The 15,133-nt window shown below is 56.8% G+C and carries 17 protein-coding genes; 6 read left to right on the plus strand and 11 right to left on the minus strand.

The annotated features are described in order from the left end of the window. Positions 1-394: 394 nt before the first annotated feature. Positions 395-1,321: a YihY/virulence factor BrkB family protein gene (locus tag RZA33_RS05260; RefSeq protein WP_317506802.1), complete on the plus strand. Its 927-nt coding sequence runs from the start codon at positions 395-397 to the stop codon at positions 1,319-1,321. 2 nt (positions 1,322-1,323) lie between these two features. Here the strand turns inward: RZA33_RS05260 and ureG are convergent, their stop codons facing one another. The 7 genes from ureG to RZA33_RS05295 form a co-directional block, all read right to left on the minus strand. Beyond that, positions 1,324-1,962: an urease accessory protein UreG gene (gene ureG / locus RZA33_RS05265; RefSeq protein ID WP_317506803.1), complete on the minus strand. Its 639-nt coding sequence runs from the start codon at positions 1,960-1,962 to the stop codon at positions 1,324-1,326. Positions 1,963-1,988: 26 nt separating this feature from the next. After that, positions 1,989-2,702 carry an urease accessory protein UreF gene (locus RZA33_RS05270; RefSeq protein ID WP_317506804.1) on the minus strand — a complete coding sequence of 238 codons (714 nt, stop codon included), beginning with the start codon at positions 2,700-2,702 and terminating at the stop codon, positions 1,989-1,991. Beyond that, entirely contained in the window at positions 2,692-3,201 is a 510-nt protein-coding gene (gene ureE, locus RZA33_RS05275; protein ID WP_317506805.1) for an urease accessory protein UreE, read from the minus strand. Before ureE ends, RZA33_RS05270 begins: the two co-directional genes overlap by 11 nt. 148 nt (positions 3,202-3,349) lie before the next feature. After that, positions 3,350-5,065, minus strand: coding sequence for an urease subunit alpha (ureC, locus tag RZA33_RS05280; RefSeq protein WP_317506806.1), 1,716 nt, complete (start codon positions 5,063-5,065; stop codon positions 3,350-3,352). Beyond that, positions 5,062-5,382: an urease subunit beta gene (locus RZA33_RS05285; protein WP_317506807.1), complete on the minus strand. Its 321-nt coding sequence runs from the start codon at positions 5,380-5,382 to the stop codon at positions 5,062-5,064. The genes ureC and RZA33_RS05285 overlap by 4 nt, the downstream gene beginning before the upstream one ends. A gap of 24 nt (positions 5,383-5,406) precedes the next feature. Further along, the gene (locus RZA33_RS05290; protein ID WP_022521353.1) at positions 5,407-5,709 is read right to left on the minus strand and encodes an urease subunit gamma; all 303 of its coding nucleotides are present in this window, start codon (positions 5,707-5,709) and stop codon (positions 5,407-5,409) included. Between the two features lie 37 nt (positions 5,710-5,746). Beyond that, positions 5,747-6,631 carry an urease accessory protein UreD gene (locus tag RZA33_RS05295; protein ID WP_317506808.1) on the minus strand — a complete coding sequence of 295 codons (885 nt, stop codon included), beginning with the start codon at positions 6,629-6,631 and terminating at the stop codon, positions 5,747-5,749. 51 nt (positions 6,632-6,682) lie between these two features. Between RZA33_RS05295 and RZA33_RS05300 the strand changes: the two genes are divergently transcribed. Then, positions 6,683-6,844 carry a hypothetical protein gene (locus RZA33_RS05300; protein WP_317506809.1) on the plus strand — a complete coding sequence of 54 codons (162 nt, stop codon included), beginning with the start codon at positions 6,683-6,685 and terminating at the stop codon, positions 6,842-6,844. A 31-nt stretch (positions 6,845-6,875) separates the two neighbouring features. On the opposite strand, the gene RZA33_RS05305 is transcribed toward RZA33_RS05300, so the two are convergent. Then, positions 6,876-8,237 (minus strand): diguanylate cyclase, encoded by a 1,362-nt coding sequence (locus tag RZA33_RS05305; RefSeq protein ID WP_317506810.1) that lies wholly within the window; start codon positions 8,235-8,237, stop codon positions 6,876-6,878. Positions 8,238-8,589: 352 nt separating this feature from the next. On the opposite strand from RZA33_RS05305, the gene RZA33_RS05310 reads away from it, so the two are divergent. The 4 genes from RZA33_RS05310 to RZA33_RS05325 are packed head-to-tail and all read left to right on the plus strand — an operon-like array spanning position 8,590 to position 12,391. Further along, positions 8,590-9,558, plus strand: a complete 969-nt coding sequence (locus RZA33_RS05310) for a metal ABC transporter solute-binding protein, Zn/Mn family (RefSeq protein ID WP_317506811.1) — start codon at positions 8,590-8,592, stop codon at positions 9,556-9,558. Positions 9,559-9,581: 23 nt separating this feature from the next. Beyond that, on the plus strand, positions 9,582-10,364 hold the full coding sequence (locus RZA33_RS05315) for a metal ABC transporter ATP-binding protein (protein WP_317506812.1): 783 nt from the start codon (positions 9,582-9,584) through the stop codon (positions 10,362-10,364). A 3-nt stretch (positions 10,365-10,367) separates the two neighbouring features. Continuing rightward, positions 10,368-11,474 carry a metal ABC transporter permease gene (locus tag RZA33_RS05320; RefSeq protein WP_317506813.1) on the plus strand — a complete coding sequence of 369 codons (1,107 nt, stop codon included), beginning with the start codon at positions 10,368-10,370 and terminating at the stop codon, positions 11,472-11,474. After that, entirely contained in the window at positions 11,471-12,391 is a 921-nt protein-coding gene (locus RZA33_RS05325; protein ID WP_317506814.1) for a metal ABC transporter permease, read from the plus strand. The genes RZA33_RS05320 and RZA33_RS05325 overlap by 4 nt, the downstream gene beginning before the upstream one ends. Before the next feature lie 27 nt (positions 12,392-12,418). On the opposite strand, the gene urtE is transcribed toward RZA33_RS05325, so the two are convergent. From urtE to urtC, 3 genes are read right to left on the minus strand one after another with little or no spacing between them, the layout of a single operon-like run. Beyond that, entirely contained in the window at positions 12,419-13,132 is a 714-nt protein-coding gene (urtE, locus tag RZA33_RS05330) for an urea ABC transporter ATP-binding subunit UrtE (protein ID WP_317506815.1), read from the minus strand. Next, complete coding sequence (gene urtD / locus RZA33_RS05335) at positions 13,132-13,968, minus strand: urea ABC transporter ATP-binding protein UrtD (RefSeq protein WP_317506816.1); 837 nt, start codon at positions 13,966-13,968, stop codon at positions 13,132-13,134. The genes urtE and urtD overlap by 1 nt, the downstream gene beginning before the upstream one ends. Then, the gene (gene urtC / locus RZA33_RS05340; protein WP_317506817.1) at positions 13,965-15,131 is read right to left on the minus strand and encodes an urea ABC transporter permease subunit UrtC; all 1,167 of its coding nucleotides are present in this window, start codon (positions 15,129-15,131) and stop codon (positions 13,965-13,967) included. The genes urtD and urtC overlap by 4 nt, the downstream gene beginning before the upstream one ends. Positions 15,132-15,133 lie beyond the last annotated feature (2 nt).

Here is a 15,133-nt window from a genome sequence, read left to right on the forward strand (position 1 = left end):
GCTAGAAGCTCCGTAGCAGTGCTTTCATCTTTTTTGATTATTAATTCAATTCCTTAGCGTGACTAACGCTAGTCACTTTGGGTGGTTTTATGGTCTATAACCCGTTATTTAACCGACAAAATTACATTTTATAACTTAGGTTAAGGAAGCCTGTCGGCTAGACGTTCAATGTACAAGTGTGGTGGCCAGGGATGGCCCGTTTTAGCACGAGGCTAAACCACAATCTTCGGTTGCCCTGGCTATCTACCGCCTTGTCAGGGCAACCTTTTTATTTTCCGGCCCTGCACGATTTTCCCTCCTCCAGACATTGATTGCCGATCTTGTTATTTGCCCTTGTTATTTGCTGTCGCCATCGGCGTATCATGGCCTAAGTGAACAAGGAGAATGACAAGCCATGGTTCGAAACCAATCGTTACGCAGCGCTGTCTTGCTTCTGCTCCCTCAGCTGGCTTACTTTGCCTGGCGTGTATTACGCAATTTTCTGAAAAATCGCGGTATCCTGCTGGCCGGCGGGGTTGGCTACAATATTCTGCTTTCCATTGTGCCGCTTTTTGCTGTTCTGGTCGTGCTGTTGACTCAGGTGGTGGATGAGCAGCATCTTCTCAATGTCCTGAGCATTCAGGCGCGCCACATGGCGCCTGCCCACGCAGAAATATTGCTGGATGCCGTCCGCAGCCTGCTGAATTCGCGCGATGTGATCGGCATTTTGAGCTTTCCTGTTCTGCTCCTGTTTAGCTCATTTGCCTTTCGCATGCTGGAAGACGCCATGGCGATCATTTTCCATGCGCCAGAGAGTCCCCACATTAAGCGCAGCGCTTGGGTTTCCGTGCTGCTACCTTACGCCTTCATGCTGGTGCTGGGGGCGGGTCTAATGGCACTGACGCTGGTGGTCACCTTAGCCAGCTCGCTCAATGCGCTGGTGTTAGCGATTTTCGAGCGGGAGCTTCCGTTGGCGGGTCTTTCAGAGCCGGTGCTTAATATGACAAGCTTCGTTGGGGTTTTCCTGTTATTCAGCGCTATCTACAAAGTACTTCCCGTCGTGCGCATCGCTTTACGCCGGGCGGTGGTGGGAGGCTTTGTAGCAGCGCTACTATGGGAGGGCGTCCGGCTATTGCTGGTCTACTATTTTGCCAATCTCTCGTTCGTCAACGCCGTCTATGGCTCATTAGCGGCGTTGATCGTCTTGCTGATTAGCTTGGAAGTGGGCGCTATCATTTTATTGCTGGGCGCCCAGGTGATTGCCGAACTCGAACGCAACACGCGCCTTGGTCTGCCATGGCATGCCGACCCCAGCCAACAGCCGATTACCCGGGTCGATTGACATTAGCTAGCGGTCGCTTCGGCCTGAGGGCGCCGCTCGTCCAGCATCCCTTTATCGAGAATAAAGCGAATGATCTCTTCAAGCCCTACGCCGTCATAAAGATTGGTAAATACAAAGGGCCGCTCGCCGCGCATTTTCTTCGAGTCGCGCGCCATCACCTCTAATGATGCGTGTACCTGCTCGGCGATATCCATTTTATTGATAATCAGTAGGTCCGATTTGGTGATGCCCGGCCCGCCTTTGCGGGGGATTTTGTCGCCTGCCGAGACATCGATGACGTAGAGCGTCAGATCAGAAAGCTCAGGGCTGAAGGTGGCCGAAAGGTTGTCGCCGCCTGACTCTACCATCACCAGCTCAAGCTTCGGGTGCCGCGCCTGCAGCTCATCAATGGCAGCCAGATTCATCGAGGCGTCTTCGCGAATCGCGGTATGCGGGCAACCGCCGGTCTCGACGCCCAGAATACGGTCTGCCGGAAGGGCGTCATGTTTGAGCAAAAAGTCGGCATCTTCACGGGTATAGATATCGTTGGTAACCACGGCGATATCGTAATAATCGCGCAGTGCTGAACAGAGCTGCTTAAGTAGCGCGGTTTTACCGGAACCAACCGGACCACCCACGCCAATGCGTAAACAGTGAGTCATTGTTCTCTCCTCAATCGATAAACTGATTAACTTCTAAACAAGCGTGAATACTGGGTTTCGTGTAATGCACTGGCCAGCGCTAAGCCGGGTAGCACGGGCCCTAATTCGTCATCCCCCAGCGCCAGCGCCTGATCAATGGCCGAGACCAGCTCGACGCGCAGCTGCTCGATCACGCGTTGGGCGGCGGTATGGCCAAGGGGTAGCGCTTTACAGGCGACGGCCAGCTGGTTTTCCAGCCACGCCCAGGCAAAGCCCAGCAGGGTTTGGCGAACAGAGACACAGCGAGTATGCGCGGCATAAGCAAACAGCGTGACATAACCTGCCTGGGTCGGTAACAAGGGCGGTTGCAAGTCCTCACTTGGCATCAGGTCTAGGCTTTTCAACAAGCGCTTAAGCGAGGCGCCCAGGCGGCTGTCTTCAGCGGCCAGCTCGGCCGTTTCCCGGGTGGCGGCCAGCCACTCATCCCACTGGGCAATCGTATCGTTGTTGCCTAGGCCAATGGCCTGGTATAGCCGTGCCAGCACTGGCAGCTCGCAGCGGGTTAGGCCATCTTCCAGCACACCGCTTAGCCATTCGGTTAGGCTAGCTTCATCGCGCACCCAGTCCAGCTCAAAGGCACTTTCCAAGCCTTGGGAGAAGGCAAAGGCGCCGATGGGTAACGCTGGGCTCACCAACTGCATCAGCCCTAGCAGCGCCAGCTCATCGCTTTGGCTTTCTGATGCGGCTAAATCAATGGGCATGGTGATGCTCGTGCGAATGATCGTGGTCGTGAGAATGGCTGTGAGTGTGTCCCCCGCCAACTTGGTTATAGGCGCCCGGCTCTGGGTCGAAGGTGGCATCGTGGTGCTCTAGTTTGGCGCCCAACAGCACGGCGAGCTCTTCCAACACGTGATCCGGCGGGAAGCGCACCCAGCCGCCCTTTTCATCTTCACCCAGCGCCAGCTGCACGTGGCGGTTGCCGAGGTGGTAGGCGAGCCGCGCCAGCGGTAAGCCAGCACTTACTCGCGCGGTAACCACCGGTTCTACGGCAGCGCATACGCGTACTATCTCACCACTTTCGGCTTTAAGGCCTTCGCCACTGCGCAGCACCGGGCCGCGATCAAGAAACAGCCCCAGCTCACGACCGCTATCACTTTGAGCTTTTAAGCGCCCGCGAATACGTAGCTCAAAGGGCAGCGTGAGCGTGTCGCTCGCCGCGCTCTCCTCCACCGGCCCTAAACGTTCTATCAGTTTCAGCATGACTAGCGTCCTTTCTCGCTCGGTGCGGCTGTGCCGGGGGTAGGCCGTAGAGAGGGTCTTTTGCCATGGATGGCAAAAGTAGCGTACACGGACGTATTCACAGCGCCCTCTCGTAGGCCTACCCCCGGCGCCCCGGATAATCGCTCAATCAAAACAAGTGATACCGCTGGGCCAGCGGCAGTTCGGTGGCGGGCTCGCAGGTTAAAATTTCGCCATCGCAGCGCACTTCGTAGGTTTGCGGGTCGACGGTTAGTTCTGGGCAGGCATCGTTGAGCTTCATATCCTGCTTGCGCACCTGGCGCACGTTTTTGCACGCCGCGAGTTCGCTATTTAGCCCAAGTCTCTCTTTGATGCCCGCATCCAGCGCGGCCTGGCTGACAAAGCTGAGCCGGGTTTGGCTGGCCGCACGGCCGAAAGCGCCAAACATATAACGATAATGAACCGGCTGCGGGGTGGGGATAGACGCATTGGGGTCGCCCATGGGGGCCGCGGCAATCATGCCACCCTTGATCATCATCGCCGGCTTGGTGCCGAAAAATGCCGGTTTCCAGAGCACCAGATCCGCCAGTTTGCCCACCTCTATCGAGCCGACTTCGTGAGCAATACCGTGGGTGATTGCGGGGTTAATGGTGTACTTGGCGATATAGCGCTTGGCGCGCAGGTTATCAGCGCCCAGGGCTTCGTCTTCCGGCAGTAGGCCGCGCTGCACTTTCATTTTATGCGCCGTTTGCCAGGTGCGGCAGACCACCTCGCCGACCCGCCCCATGGCTTGGGAGTCAGAGGCGATCATCGAGATCACGCCCAGGTCGTGGAGGATATCCTCGGCGGCGATGGTTTCGCGGCGAATCCGCGAGTCGGCAAAGGCCACGTCTTCGGGAATATTGGGGTCGAGGTGGTGGCACACCATCAGCATATCCAGGTGCTCGTCGATGGTGTTGATGGTGTAAGGCCGGGTTGGGTTAGTGGAAGACGGCAGCACGTAGGCTTTCGAGCAGGCAGTGAGGATGTCCGGCGCGTGGCCGCCGCCCGCGCCTTCGGTGTGGTAGGTGTGAATGCAGCGCTCTTTAAACGCCGCCAGGGTATCTTCCACAAAGCCCGATTCGTTTAGGGTGTCGGTGTGGATCGCCACCTGCACGTCGTAGGCATCCGCCACGTTCAAGCAGTTGTTGATTGATGCTGGCGTGGTCCCCCAGTCTTCGTGCAGTTTGAGGCCCATGGCGCCTGCTTGTAACTGAAGCTCCAGGGACTCCGGCAGGCTGGCGTTACCTTTGCCCAAAAAGCCGATATTCATCGGCATATCGTCCACTGCCTGGAGCATTTTGCCGATATGCCAGGGACCGGGAGTGCAGGTAGTGGCATTGGTGCCGGTCGCCGGGCCGGTGCCGCCGCCGAGCATGGTGGTCACACCGCTCATTAGCGCTTCTTCGACCTGCTGGGGGCAGATAAAGTGAATATGGGAGTCGATACCGCCCGCTGTCAGTATCTTACCTTCGCCGGAGATAATTTCAGTGCCGGGGCCGATCACGATCTCTACATCGGGCTGCACATCCGGGTTGCCCGCCTTGCCAATCGCAGCGATGCGGCCGTTCTGTATACCCACATCGGCTTTGACGATGCCCCACCAGTCTAAAATCAGCGCGTTGGTAATCACGGTATCCATGACGGTGTCGTCAGCGCGCTGGCTTTGACCCATACCATCGCGGATAACTTTGCCGCCGCCGAATTTCACTTCATCACCGTAGTGGGTGGCGTCTTGTTCGACTTCGATCCACAGCTCGGTATCGCCCAGGCGCACACGGTCGCCCACCGTGGGGCCGTACATATCGGCGTAGGCTTGCCGACTGATCTTGTTAACCGGTTTCATTGTTTATCTCCATCGAGCGCACCCATGACATCGCCGCGAAAGCCGTAAATTTCGCGCTTGCCCACAAAGGGAATCAACGTGACTTCGCGGGTCTGGCCGGGCTCAAAGCGAATCGCCGTGCCTGCGGCCACATCCAGGCAAAAGCCTCGGGTTTTGGCGCGATCAAACACCAGCGCAGGATTGGCTTCGGCAAAGTGGTAGTGGGAGCCAATCTGGATCGGCCGATCGCCGGTATTGGCCACCTCGACGCTAATCCGCTCACGCCCCACGCACAGCTCGATTTCACCTTCTTTTAACTTGTACTCACCGGGAATCATCTGCTTGCTCCTTTCAGTCGCCCCTCAAACAATAGGCGTATGGACAGTGACCAGCTTGGTGCCGTCGGGGAAGGTGGCTTCCACCTGCACTTCGTCGACCATCTCGGCGACGCCGTCCATCACATCCTCACGGCTAAGGATTTCGCGGCCATAGCTCATTAAGTCCGCCACGCTGCGGCCATCCCGGGCGCCTTCCATAATCTCAAAGCTGATCAGCGCCACCGCTTCGGGGTAATTGAGCTTTAAACCACGCGCCTTGCGGCGCTCCGCCAGTTGGGCAGCGGAGAACAGCAGCAGTTTGTCTTTGTCTCTCGGGGTTAATTCCATGGAACGTGTCTCCAGCAGGGCATCGCAGTGATGCCAATTAGGTTAGCCAAATTCGTGGGGTATGGGCATCGCGTTCAATCCAACGGGGGCGCAGCAGCTGCCAAGCCTGTTCACATAGCGCCCAGGCTTCATTGCGCGAGTTGCCTAAGTAACGCAGTAGCACTACGCCGTGGCGCACGGTGACCGCCCAGCGCGGGTTATCCGGCAGTGCTTCACGCAGAACCTCAATGGCTGCAGGCGCGTCGCTAATCCCCACCGCCCAGAGCGTTGCCTGTACCGTGGCGCCGCCCTGGCCCCAGCGCCCGGCAAAGCGCGGGTGCAAAGGGTCGAGCGATTGGCGCTCCAGCCACAGCGGCTTGCCATCCAGCGTTAAGCGGAAGTGCTGCTCAATACGACCGGACACATAGGGCAAGTCGCTGGCCGGGCGGCCAAGCGCCATTACCTCCCAGCCTAAGCAGCGGGCGCTGCCGTGAAGCGCAATGTGGGTACGCTGCTCACCTTTGGAGCCATCGAAGGCGATGGTCTCCTGGGGCAGCCACTCAAGGATGCCGCCACCGTCAACGCTAAGCTGGGCGTGCTGCGTCCAGGCCACGCCTTGACTGTCGGCTTTGTAGAGTTTATTGGCGGCAGGCGTTGTGAGGAGTGCATGGGCGCCGCGCTCGACATGAGCGCTAATAGTGAGTGCATCACCGCTGACCAGCCCGCCAGGCGGATGCAGCATATAAACATGGCACGCTTCGCGTTTACCTTCTGGGTAGAAAGGCCGTTGCACCCTGAGTGGCCCATGGTGGCGCGCCTTCATCATGCGGGTAGCGCCTTCGCGCTGGGCAAACGTGAGGTCCAACGAGGCCGCCCAGCGGCGGCCTGCATCAAAGCGGTGGCCGGAGGCAACTTGCGGTTTGGCGAGTTCGCACAGGATCATGGGTAGCCGATGCTTCCTTTTCAGTAAGCTTTTAGCTAAGCAGTGCAATTAATGCGCCAAAATGGTGAAAAGCTCTATTTGACGGCTGCTGACAAGATACAAGCGCAGCAGCCTGCCGTGCCAAGCGTTTTTGCGCACTACAAAAGGTCACAAACAGCATCAAGTGCACCAAAAAAGATCAACAACACCATGGATACACGCCTGGCAACGTAATCACCGCCTTTTGCACCCGCCCATTACGCTATTACGTCACGACCACTCGATTACGCCCACTGCGCTTGGCTTGATAAAGCGCTTGATCGGCCCGCTGCATGGAACGTTGGTAATCAGGGTGACCATCGTGCAGCGTTAAGCCAATGCTGACGGTAACGTTAAGCAAGGTATCCGCAGCGGCGAGCATCGGCTCTTTGGCCACCGCTAGGCGTAAACGCTCAGCGAATAACCGACTGCCTTCCTCGTCAGTGTCGACCAGTACGATTAAAAACTCTTCGCCGCCCATACGAAACACGTAATCACCGCCACGGGTAGAACGGTCAAGAATACTGGCCATCTGTTGTAGCACGTTGTCACCCGCATCGTGCCCATGGGTATCGTTAATCGACTTAAAGTGGTCGATATCGACCATCAACAGCGCAAAGCAGTTTTCAGAGTGGCGAGCAATCTCAATTTCACGGCTAAGCACCACCGACAAAAACTTGCGGTTGAGCAACTGGGTTAAGCTATCGCGACCGGCATCTAAACCAGAGGCGCGCTGCAATACATCATCGAGCAACATGAGTACCGTACGGGCGGCATCACGAATGTCACTCAGCGCCTTAAGCCGTTGGCTTGCATCCTCGTGCACTAGGACTTCCAACCATTCACGATCCACTTGCTGAATATGACGAGAGATAGTGGCGATTTCCGGCGCACCTTGAAACGCATGACACGCTTTATGGAAGTACCACAGACCAAACTCGGAGTTGGATAAACGCGGCAGTGTGGCGACGTTCTGCTGGGCGGCTATGGCAAACATCAGCGCGTTTTCCCAGTTCAGCAGCGCTGAGCGCTGGCGCTCACGCTGGTCGCCAATGCTTTGGGTAAGGGAGAAGAGTTTATAAGCCTCTTCAGTGCGCGCATTACGGTCACTGGCCACCGAGTAGGCATGGCTCATGATTTCCATGGCCATATCGATATGCTCGGAAACATACACCGAGGCATCCCCCGGCGACAGCGGGCTGTTGAACGTGGCGTTGATCTGCTGATAAAACGCCTGCTTAAGCTGCCGTGCACCGTTAAGTACCAGATTGACGGGAATATCAATGCGGGCATGCACCTGCCCCACTTTTTCTTGCTGTTCAACCAGGGCGTCGAAATCTGCATGCTCAACAGCAAACATGGCCTTCAACCAGCGCTGCATGGAGGGGGTTAAACGCTGCTCCACTTGATCGTTGGAGAGAAACAGTGAGGCATGGGGGTCGTCTAGCATCACAGCGTAAAAGTGACTAGCAAAGCGCTGACTGTGACTCTCCACCAGCGCCTCCACTGCTTGCCGCAGCAGCTTGGGCGTTCGCTCCAAAAGCGTTTGCCACTCAGCAGCAAGCTGATGTTTATCTTTATAGCGCATACCTCACCCAGTTCTTATTAACGAACCTTTAATTTTACCGGCAAAGCAAGCCAGTTAACCGAACACAGAACAGGGTTTTAGTGAAAAGAGAAGGAATCAGCGAGTGATCATCCAACGCATTGTTGTTTACGGATGACTTACCCGGTTTCAAAGGCGCGTTAATAGCGCGCCTTACGTTTATTCCCGCAATTCTCAGACACCCATTTCAGCCCACTTCTGCGCCTTTTCTCCGCTTGACACTGAGTCAGTTGCGCCACAAACTTAGCCAAGGCTATACTTCTTTCCTTAAGACAATCAGTTTACACAAAGCAATTTCAACCCATCTACCTCATGACGAGTCTGGAGCTATATAATGACGACGAAATATGCCGTGATTCTATTGGGAATGCTTTTTTTAAGCACATTAGCAGCTGCTGATGAAAAACCCTTAAACGTGGTGGCAACGATTGGGATGATTGCCGATGTGGCGCAAGAAGTAGGCGGCGAATGCGTTAATGTGGAAGCCATGATGGGCCCAGGCGTAGACCCGCATCTTTATCAGGCAAGCGCTAGCGACGTAGCCTTGCTACGGAACGCCGAACACATTCTCTATTCAGGCTACTCACTGGAAGGACAGCTGGGGAGCGTGCTGGAGAATTTCTCGACGCGAACGCCCACGCTTGCCGTGGCGCCCGCCTCCATTGGCCCCGAATCGTTGATCACCGCTCAGGATGTCTACGGGATAGACCCCCACCTGTGGATGGACGTCTCTTTATGGGCCCAAACGTTGCCCACCTTGAGCGATACCTTCAGCGAAGCACGCCCTGAGTGCGCCACAACAATTGAAGCCAATACCGAGCGCTATCAGGCTCAGTTGCAAGCCCTGCATGAGTGGGTTAAAGAGAGTATCGCCAGCATCCCCGAAGAGCAGCGCGTTCTAGTCACCGCCCACGACGCATTCAGCTATTTTGGCCGCGCCTATGACATTGAGGTGGAAGGGATTCAGGGGATCAGTACCGAAACCGAAACCGGGATCGCCGATATTCGCAGCATGGCAGATAGCGTCGTCACACGTAACGTCCCCGCGGTATTTGTCGAGAGCACCATCAACCCGCGCACCATTCAGGCAGTGATTGATGCTGCAAGGCAGCGCGGCCATGATGTGGCCATCGGCGGCCAGCTTTATTCCGACGCCATGGGCAATGAAGGCACGGTAGATGGTACCTATATGGGCATGATCTACCGTAATACCCAGCATATTGTCGAGGCGCTAGGCGGTTCACTGGCACCGCTGCCAAACAGACTAGACGATTGGGCCAGCGAGTGGCAGCTCACTCAATAAGCATTCGATAAGGCAGTGTATTCATGACGATATCCGGCTCTACAGACACCGCGCTGAGCATTAAAAACCTGACGGTGAGCTACCATAACCAGCCCGTGCTTTGGGATATCGACCTGGATATTCCTGCCGGTGTCATGGCGGGCATTGTCGGCCCTAACGGCGCGGGCAAGAGCACATTGATCAAAAGCCTGCTAGGGCTGGTGCCATCGCTGTCGGGTGAGGTGATGGTGCATGGGCGGCCCTACGCTACGCAACGTAAACGGGTGGGCTACGTGCCCCAGCGCTCAAGCGTTGACTGGGATTTTCCCACCACCGCGCTGGATGTGGTCACCATGGGGCTTTATGGGCGTCTAGGCTGGCTCAAAAGACCGGGTCGAAAAGAGCGGAACGAAGCGCAGGAAGCGCTCGAGATGGTCGGTATGAGCGCCTTCGCCGACCGCCAGATTAGCCAGCTCTCAGGTGGCCAGCAGCAGCGCGTATTTCTGGCCCGCGCGCTGGTGCAGCAGGCCGATGTGTATTTTCTCGACGAACCTATGGCGGGCGTCGATGCCACCACCGAGCGGGCCATTATCGATATCCTGCGCCGCCTGCGCGATGCGGGCAAAACGCTGATTGTGGTACATCACGACCTGCAAACGGTTCGCACCTACTTTGATTGGCTGCTGCTGTTGAACGTGCGTGTCATCGCGAGCGGCAAGACCGAGGAAGTATTTAAGATTGATAACCTACGCCAGGCTTACGGCGGCCAGATCGCGCTACTTAATGATAATGAATCGTTAATGTTTGCCGCCTCAAAGGTAAAGTAACCCATGGGATGGCTTGAGCTTTTAACTGACTACACCTTTCAGAATGTGGTGATTGGCGCCTCGCTGCTGGGGTTGATCAGCGGCCCGCTGGGCTGTTTTGCGGTGCTGCGTCGCCAAAGCCTATTGGGAGATGCTATTTCCCACGCCGCCCTTCCCGGCATCTGCTTGAGCTTTATCATCACCGGCAGCCGTGATATTGGCGGGATTATTATTGGCTCGCTGATCACGGGCTCAGCCGCTGCGCTGATGATGCTAATGTTGACGCGCTTAAGTCGCCTTAAAACCGATGCGGGCCTGGGTGCCTGCCTGAGCATCTTTTTTGCCGTGGGCATTGTGCTGCTCACCTATATTCAGGGCACCAATAACGCCTCCCAGGGCGGCCTCGAGGCTTTTTTGTTCGGCCAAGCCGCTGCGACGCTGCGCTCTGATTTATGGGTGATGGGCAGCATTACGCTGGTCACGCTGCTGCTGCTCGCCGTCTTCTGGAAACAGGCCAAACTGGTCACGTTTGACCCGGAGTATGCCCGCACGCTCGGCATGCGCACCACCGCCATTGAGGCATCGCTCACCGCTATGGTCGCGCTAGCGGTCGTGGTTGGCCTGCAGATGGTCGGCGTGATCTTGATGGCGGCCATGATCGTGGCACCCGCGGCCGCCGCCCGGCAATGGAGCCGCCACTTGGGCGGCATGCTCGCCATCGCCGCAGGCGTCGGCATTGTCAGTGGTGTATCAGGGGCGACCATCAGCACCCTATCGCGAGGCCTGGCAACCGGCCCGCTGATTGTCCTTACCGCTACCGCCATCGTGCTTATATCGTTGGCATTGGCGCCCGGCCGTGGCCTGCTGTGGGGCGTGATAAAGCACTATCGCCAGAAGTCAGCGCTGCAGAAACAGCAGCTACTTTATGCGCTGTATAAACACTCGGCTGATCCCTCACGCGCCCCTTCAAGACTCGGTTCACGTAGGTTGCTCAACAAGCTTAAGCAGCAAGGCTACCTAACCCGCTCTCCCCACAACGCCACCCAAAGCGACAACGGCTGGGGGCTAACAGCAAAGGGCCAGGCGGAGGCTAGAAAAGTGGTCGCGGCCTTTGAGGAGTTGGCAGCATGATGGCCGAGCTACTGACCACCACGGCACTGCCCATTATGCTAGTGGGCGCGATGGTGGGCATCGCCTCCTCGGCGGTGGGCACCTTTTTAGTGCTGCGCGGCAACAGCATGTTATCCGACGCGATTAGCCACTCGATTGTGTTTGGCATCGTCATCGTCTGGCTGCTGACCAAGCAGCAGAGCGGGCCGGTACAACTGATCGGGGCCGCCCTCACCGGGTTGTTAACCGTCCTGCTCACCGAAGCGTTAGCCAGCACCAAACGGGTCAAGCAGGATACCGCTATCGGCCTGGTCTTCCCGGCGCTGTTCTCTATCGGCGTGCTGCTGTTGAATATTTACGCCAATGATGTGCATATCGACACGCATACTGTGCTGCTCGGTGAGATCGGTTTTGTCTGGCTGGATACTATCGACCTGTTTGGCCTACCCATCCCCCAGGCGCTGGTATCGATGAGCGTGATGACGCTGCTCAACTACGCGTTTATCGGACTCTTTTATAAGGAGTTGAAGTTAGCCACCTTCGATCCGGCGCTGGCCAAAACGTTTGGTTTTATGCCCTCGATCCTTTTCTATGTGCTGCTAATGCTAACAAGCTCCACCGCCGTAGCGGCCTTTGATGCGGTGGGGGCAGTGCTGTTTATCGCTTTTGCCATTGTTCCCGCCTCCGCCGCTTATTTGCTGACCGACCGGCTGTGGATGATGTTTATCATCGGTGCGCTAATTTCCATCGTCTCAAGTATTTCCGGCTACTACCTGGCCGTGTATTTCAACGTCTCGATTGGCGGCATGATGGCCGTCATGACCGGCGTGTTCCTAATCCTCGCCTTTCTAGCAGGGCCACGCTACGGCGTGATTACCCAGTTGCTCAAACGCCGCTGGGCACGCAAAGCACCGATGGAGCCGCCGCCCAGCATTTGAAGGGCAGGCGGTCCGGATGTGGATAACTTAAACCGTCAGATGCTGTTTAATCAGCTCGTTGGAGAGTTCGTTGATCTCGCCTTTGGCCACCGGGCGGCCGCGGTCCATAATCACGAAGCGGTCGGCGTATTTACGGGCGAAAGGTAATTTCTGCTCCACCAGTAGTACCGTTAGGCCGTCCTCTTTGATCAATTGACGAATTACCTGGCCAATTTGCGCCACGATATTGGGCTGTATGCCTTCTCCTGGCTCATCAAGAATCAGCAGTTTGGGTTCGATCACCAGGGCGCGGCCAATCGCCAGCTGCTGTTGCTGCCCGCCGGAGAGGTCGCCGCCCCGGCGGTGCTTCATCTCTTTGAGCACTGGGAACAGTTCATAGACTCGCTCGGGGATTTTCTTCAACCCGTCACTACGGGCAGCAAGGCCGGTGCGCAGGTTGTCTTCTACCGTCAGCAACGGAAATATCTGCCGCCCTTGGGGAACATAGCCAATCCCTAATCGTGAGCGTTCTTCAACGGCTTTTTGGGTCAGCTCGACTTCGCCGTTTGAATCAGCGCTTGTATAGCGTAGAGCACCGCTCCTCACCGCTACTGCGCCCATTACTGCTTTTAATAGCGTGGTTTTACCCACGCCGTTGCGCCCCATTACGCAGGTGCACTGGCCTGCGGGCACCTCAAGATCCAGGTCCCAGAGGGTGTGGCTTTCGCCGTAAAACTGGTTGAGCTTTTCAATCGCCAGCATCAGGCGGCCTCCTCGTCGTCGGCACCCAAATAGACCTCGATCACTTTCGGGTCGCTGGAAACTTGATCCATGCTGCCTTCCGCCAGCACGCTGCCCTGGTGCAGCACCGTTACTTGGCGGGCAATCGAGCGCACAAAGCCCATATCATGCTCCACCACCACCACAGACTGCTTACCGGCAAGCCCAGTGAGCAATTCGGCGGTGCGCTCCATCTCCTGCTCGGTCATGCCCGCCACCGGCTCATCCACCAACAGTAGCCGCGGGCGCTGCATTAGCAGCATGCCGATCTCCAGCCACTGTTTCTGACCGTGAGAAAGAATCCCCGCAGGCTGATGGCGCAGTTCTTTCAGGCCGATGGTTTCCAACACTTCGTCGATGCGGTCTTTGATCTCGCCGGTCATTCGCGCGGTCAGGGTGGGAAAAATCCGCTTGTCCGCGGCCATGGCCAGCTCCAGGTTTTCAAACACTGAAAGCGCTTCAAATACCGTGGGTTTTTGAAACTTGCGCCCAATGCCCAGGCTAGCGATATCCGGCTCATTCATATGCAGCAAATTGTGGCGACTGCCAAACCAGACGCTGCCTTCATTGGGCCGCGTTTTACCGGTGATGATATCCATTAAGGTCGTTTTCCCTGCCCCGTTGGGGCCGATAATACAGCGCAGCTCACCGTCGTCGATGGTCAGGTTGAGGTTATTGATCGCCTTAAAACCGTCAAAGCTGACGGTGACATCTTCCATGTACAGGATCGGCCCGTGGCGAACGTCGACCGTTGAAGCCTGGGGCGTCATAAAGTCAAACACCCGGTCGCGCTCGGTGAGCGATTGCAAAAAACTCATAAAGAGGCCTCTTGAATCTTATCGGTGGGTGCTGGGGTGTCGTCATCGCGTTTTTTGCGCTTAAGGTGCAGCAACAGGCCAGCGACCCCTTTGGGCAAGAACACTGTCACGAAAACGAACAGCCCCCCCAACGCAAACAGCCAGGCATCGGGCATTACGCCGGTAAAGATGGTTTTGGCGTAGTTAACTAAAATCGCCCCAATGACCGCACCATACAGGGTGGCGCGACCGCCTAGAGCGACCCACAGCACAATCTCAATGGAGAAAATGGGCGAGAACTCGCTGGGGTTGATAATCCCCACTTGCGGGACGTAGAGCGCTCCCGCCAGGCCTGACAGCATCGCCGAGACCACGAACACAAACAGCTGGAAACGTTCGACCCGGTAGCCGAGAAAGCGCGTGCGCGCTTCGGCATCGCGGGTAGCAACGCTGACCCGGCCCAGCTTGCTGGAGACAATCGCCCGGCAGAGGATAAACCCCAGCGCTAGCGCCACGCCGGTAACCAGGAAAAGCCCCAAGCGCGTGGCGTCGGTGCGTAAATCAAAGCCCAGTATCTCGCGGAAGTCGGTGAGACCGTTATTACCGCCAAAGCCCATCTCATTGCGGAAGAAAGCCAACATCAAGGCAAACGTCAGCGCTTGGGTAATGATCGACAGATACACCCCGGTAACCCGCGACCGAAACGCCAGAAAACCAAACACCAGCGCCAGCAGCCCCGGCGCTATCAGCACCATGGCAAAGGCAAACCAGGCCATATCGAAGCCGTGCCAGAACCACGGCAGGCTGTCCCAGTTCAAAAACACCATAAAATCCGGTAATACCGGGTCGCCATAGGTGCCCCGGTCACCAATTTGGCGCATTAAATACATACCCATGGCATAGCCGCCAATGGCGAAAAAAGCCCCATGCCCAAGGCTTAAAATGCCCAGGTAGCCCCACACCAGATCCACCGCGACCGCCAGCAGCGCGTAGCTTAGGTACTTGCCGAACAGATTGACCGTGTATGCGCCGACATGCAGCGGGTTATCCGCTGGCACCGCCACGTGAAGGATCGTTACCAGCGCCAGTGCGGCCACCAGCACACCGAGAAATATCTGGGTGGAGCGTTCGCTGAACGGGCGTGTTAGCCAAAAATTAGTCGATGATTCCGTCGTCAATGACATCG

The sequence above is a fragment of the Halovibrio sp. HP20-59 genome (genome assembly GCF_033052795.2).
Lineage (GTDB): Bacteria > Pseudomonadota > Gammaproteobacteria > Pseudomonadales > Halomonadaceae > Vreelandella.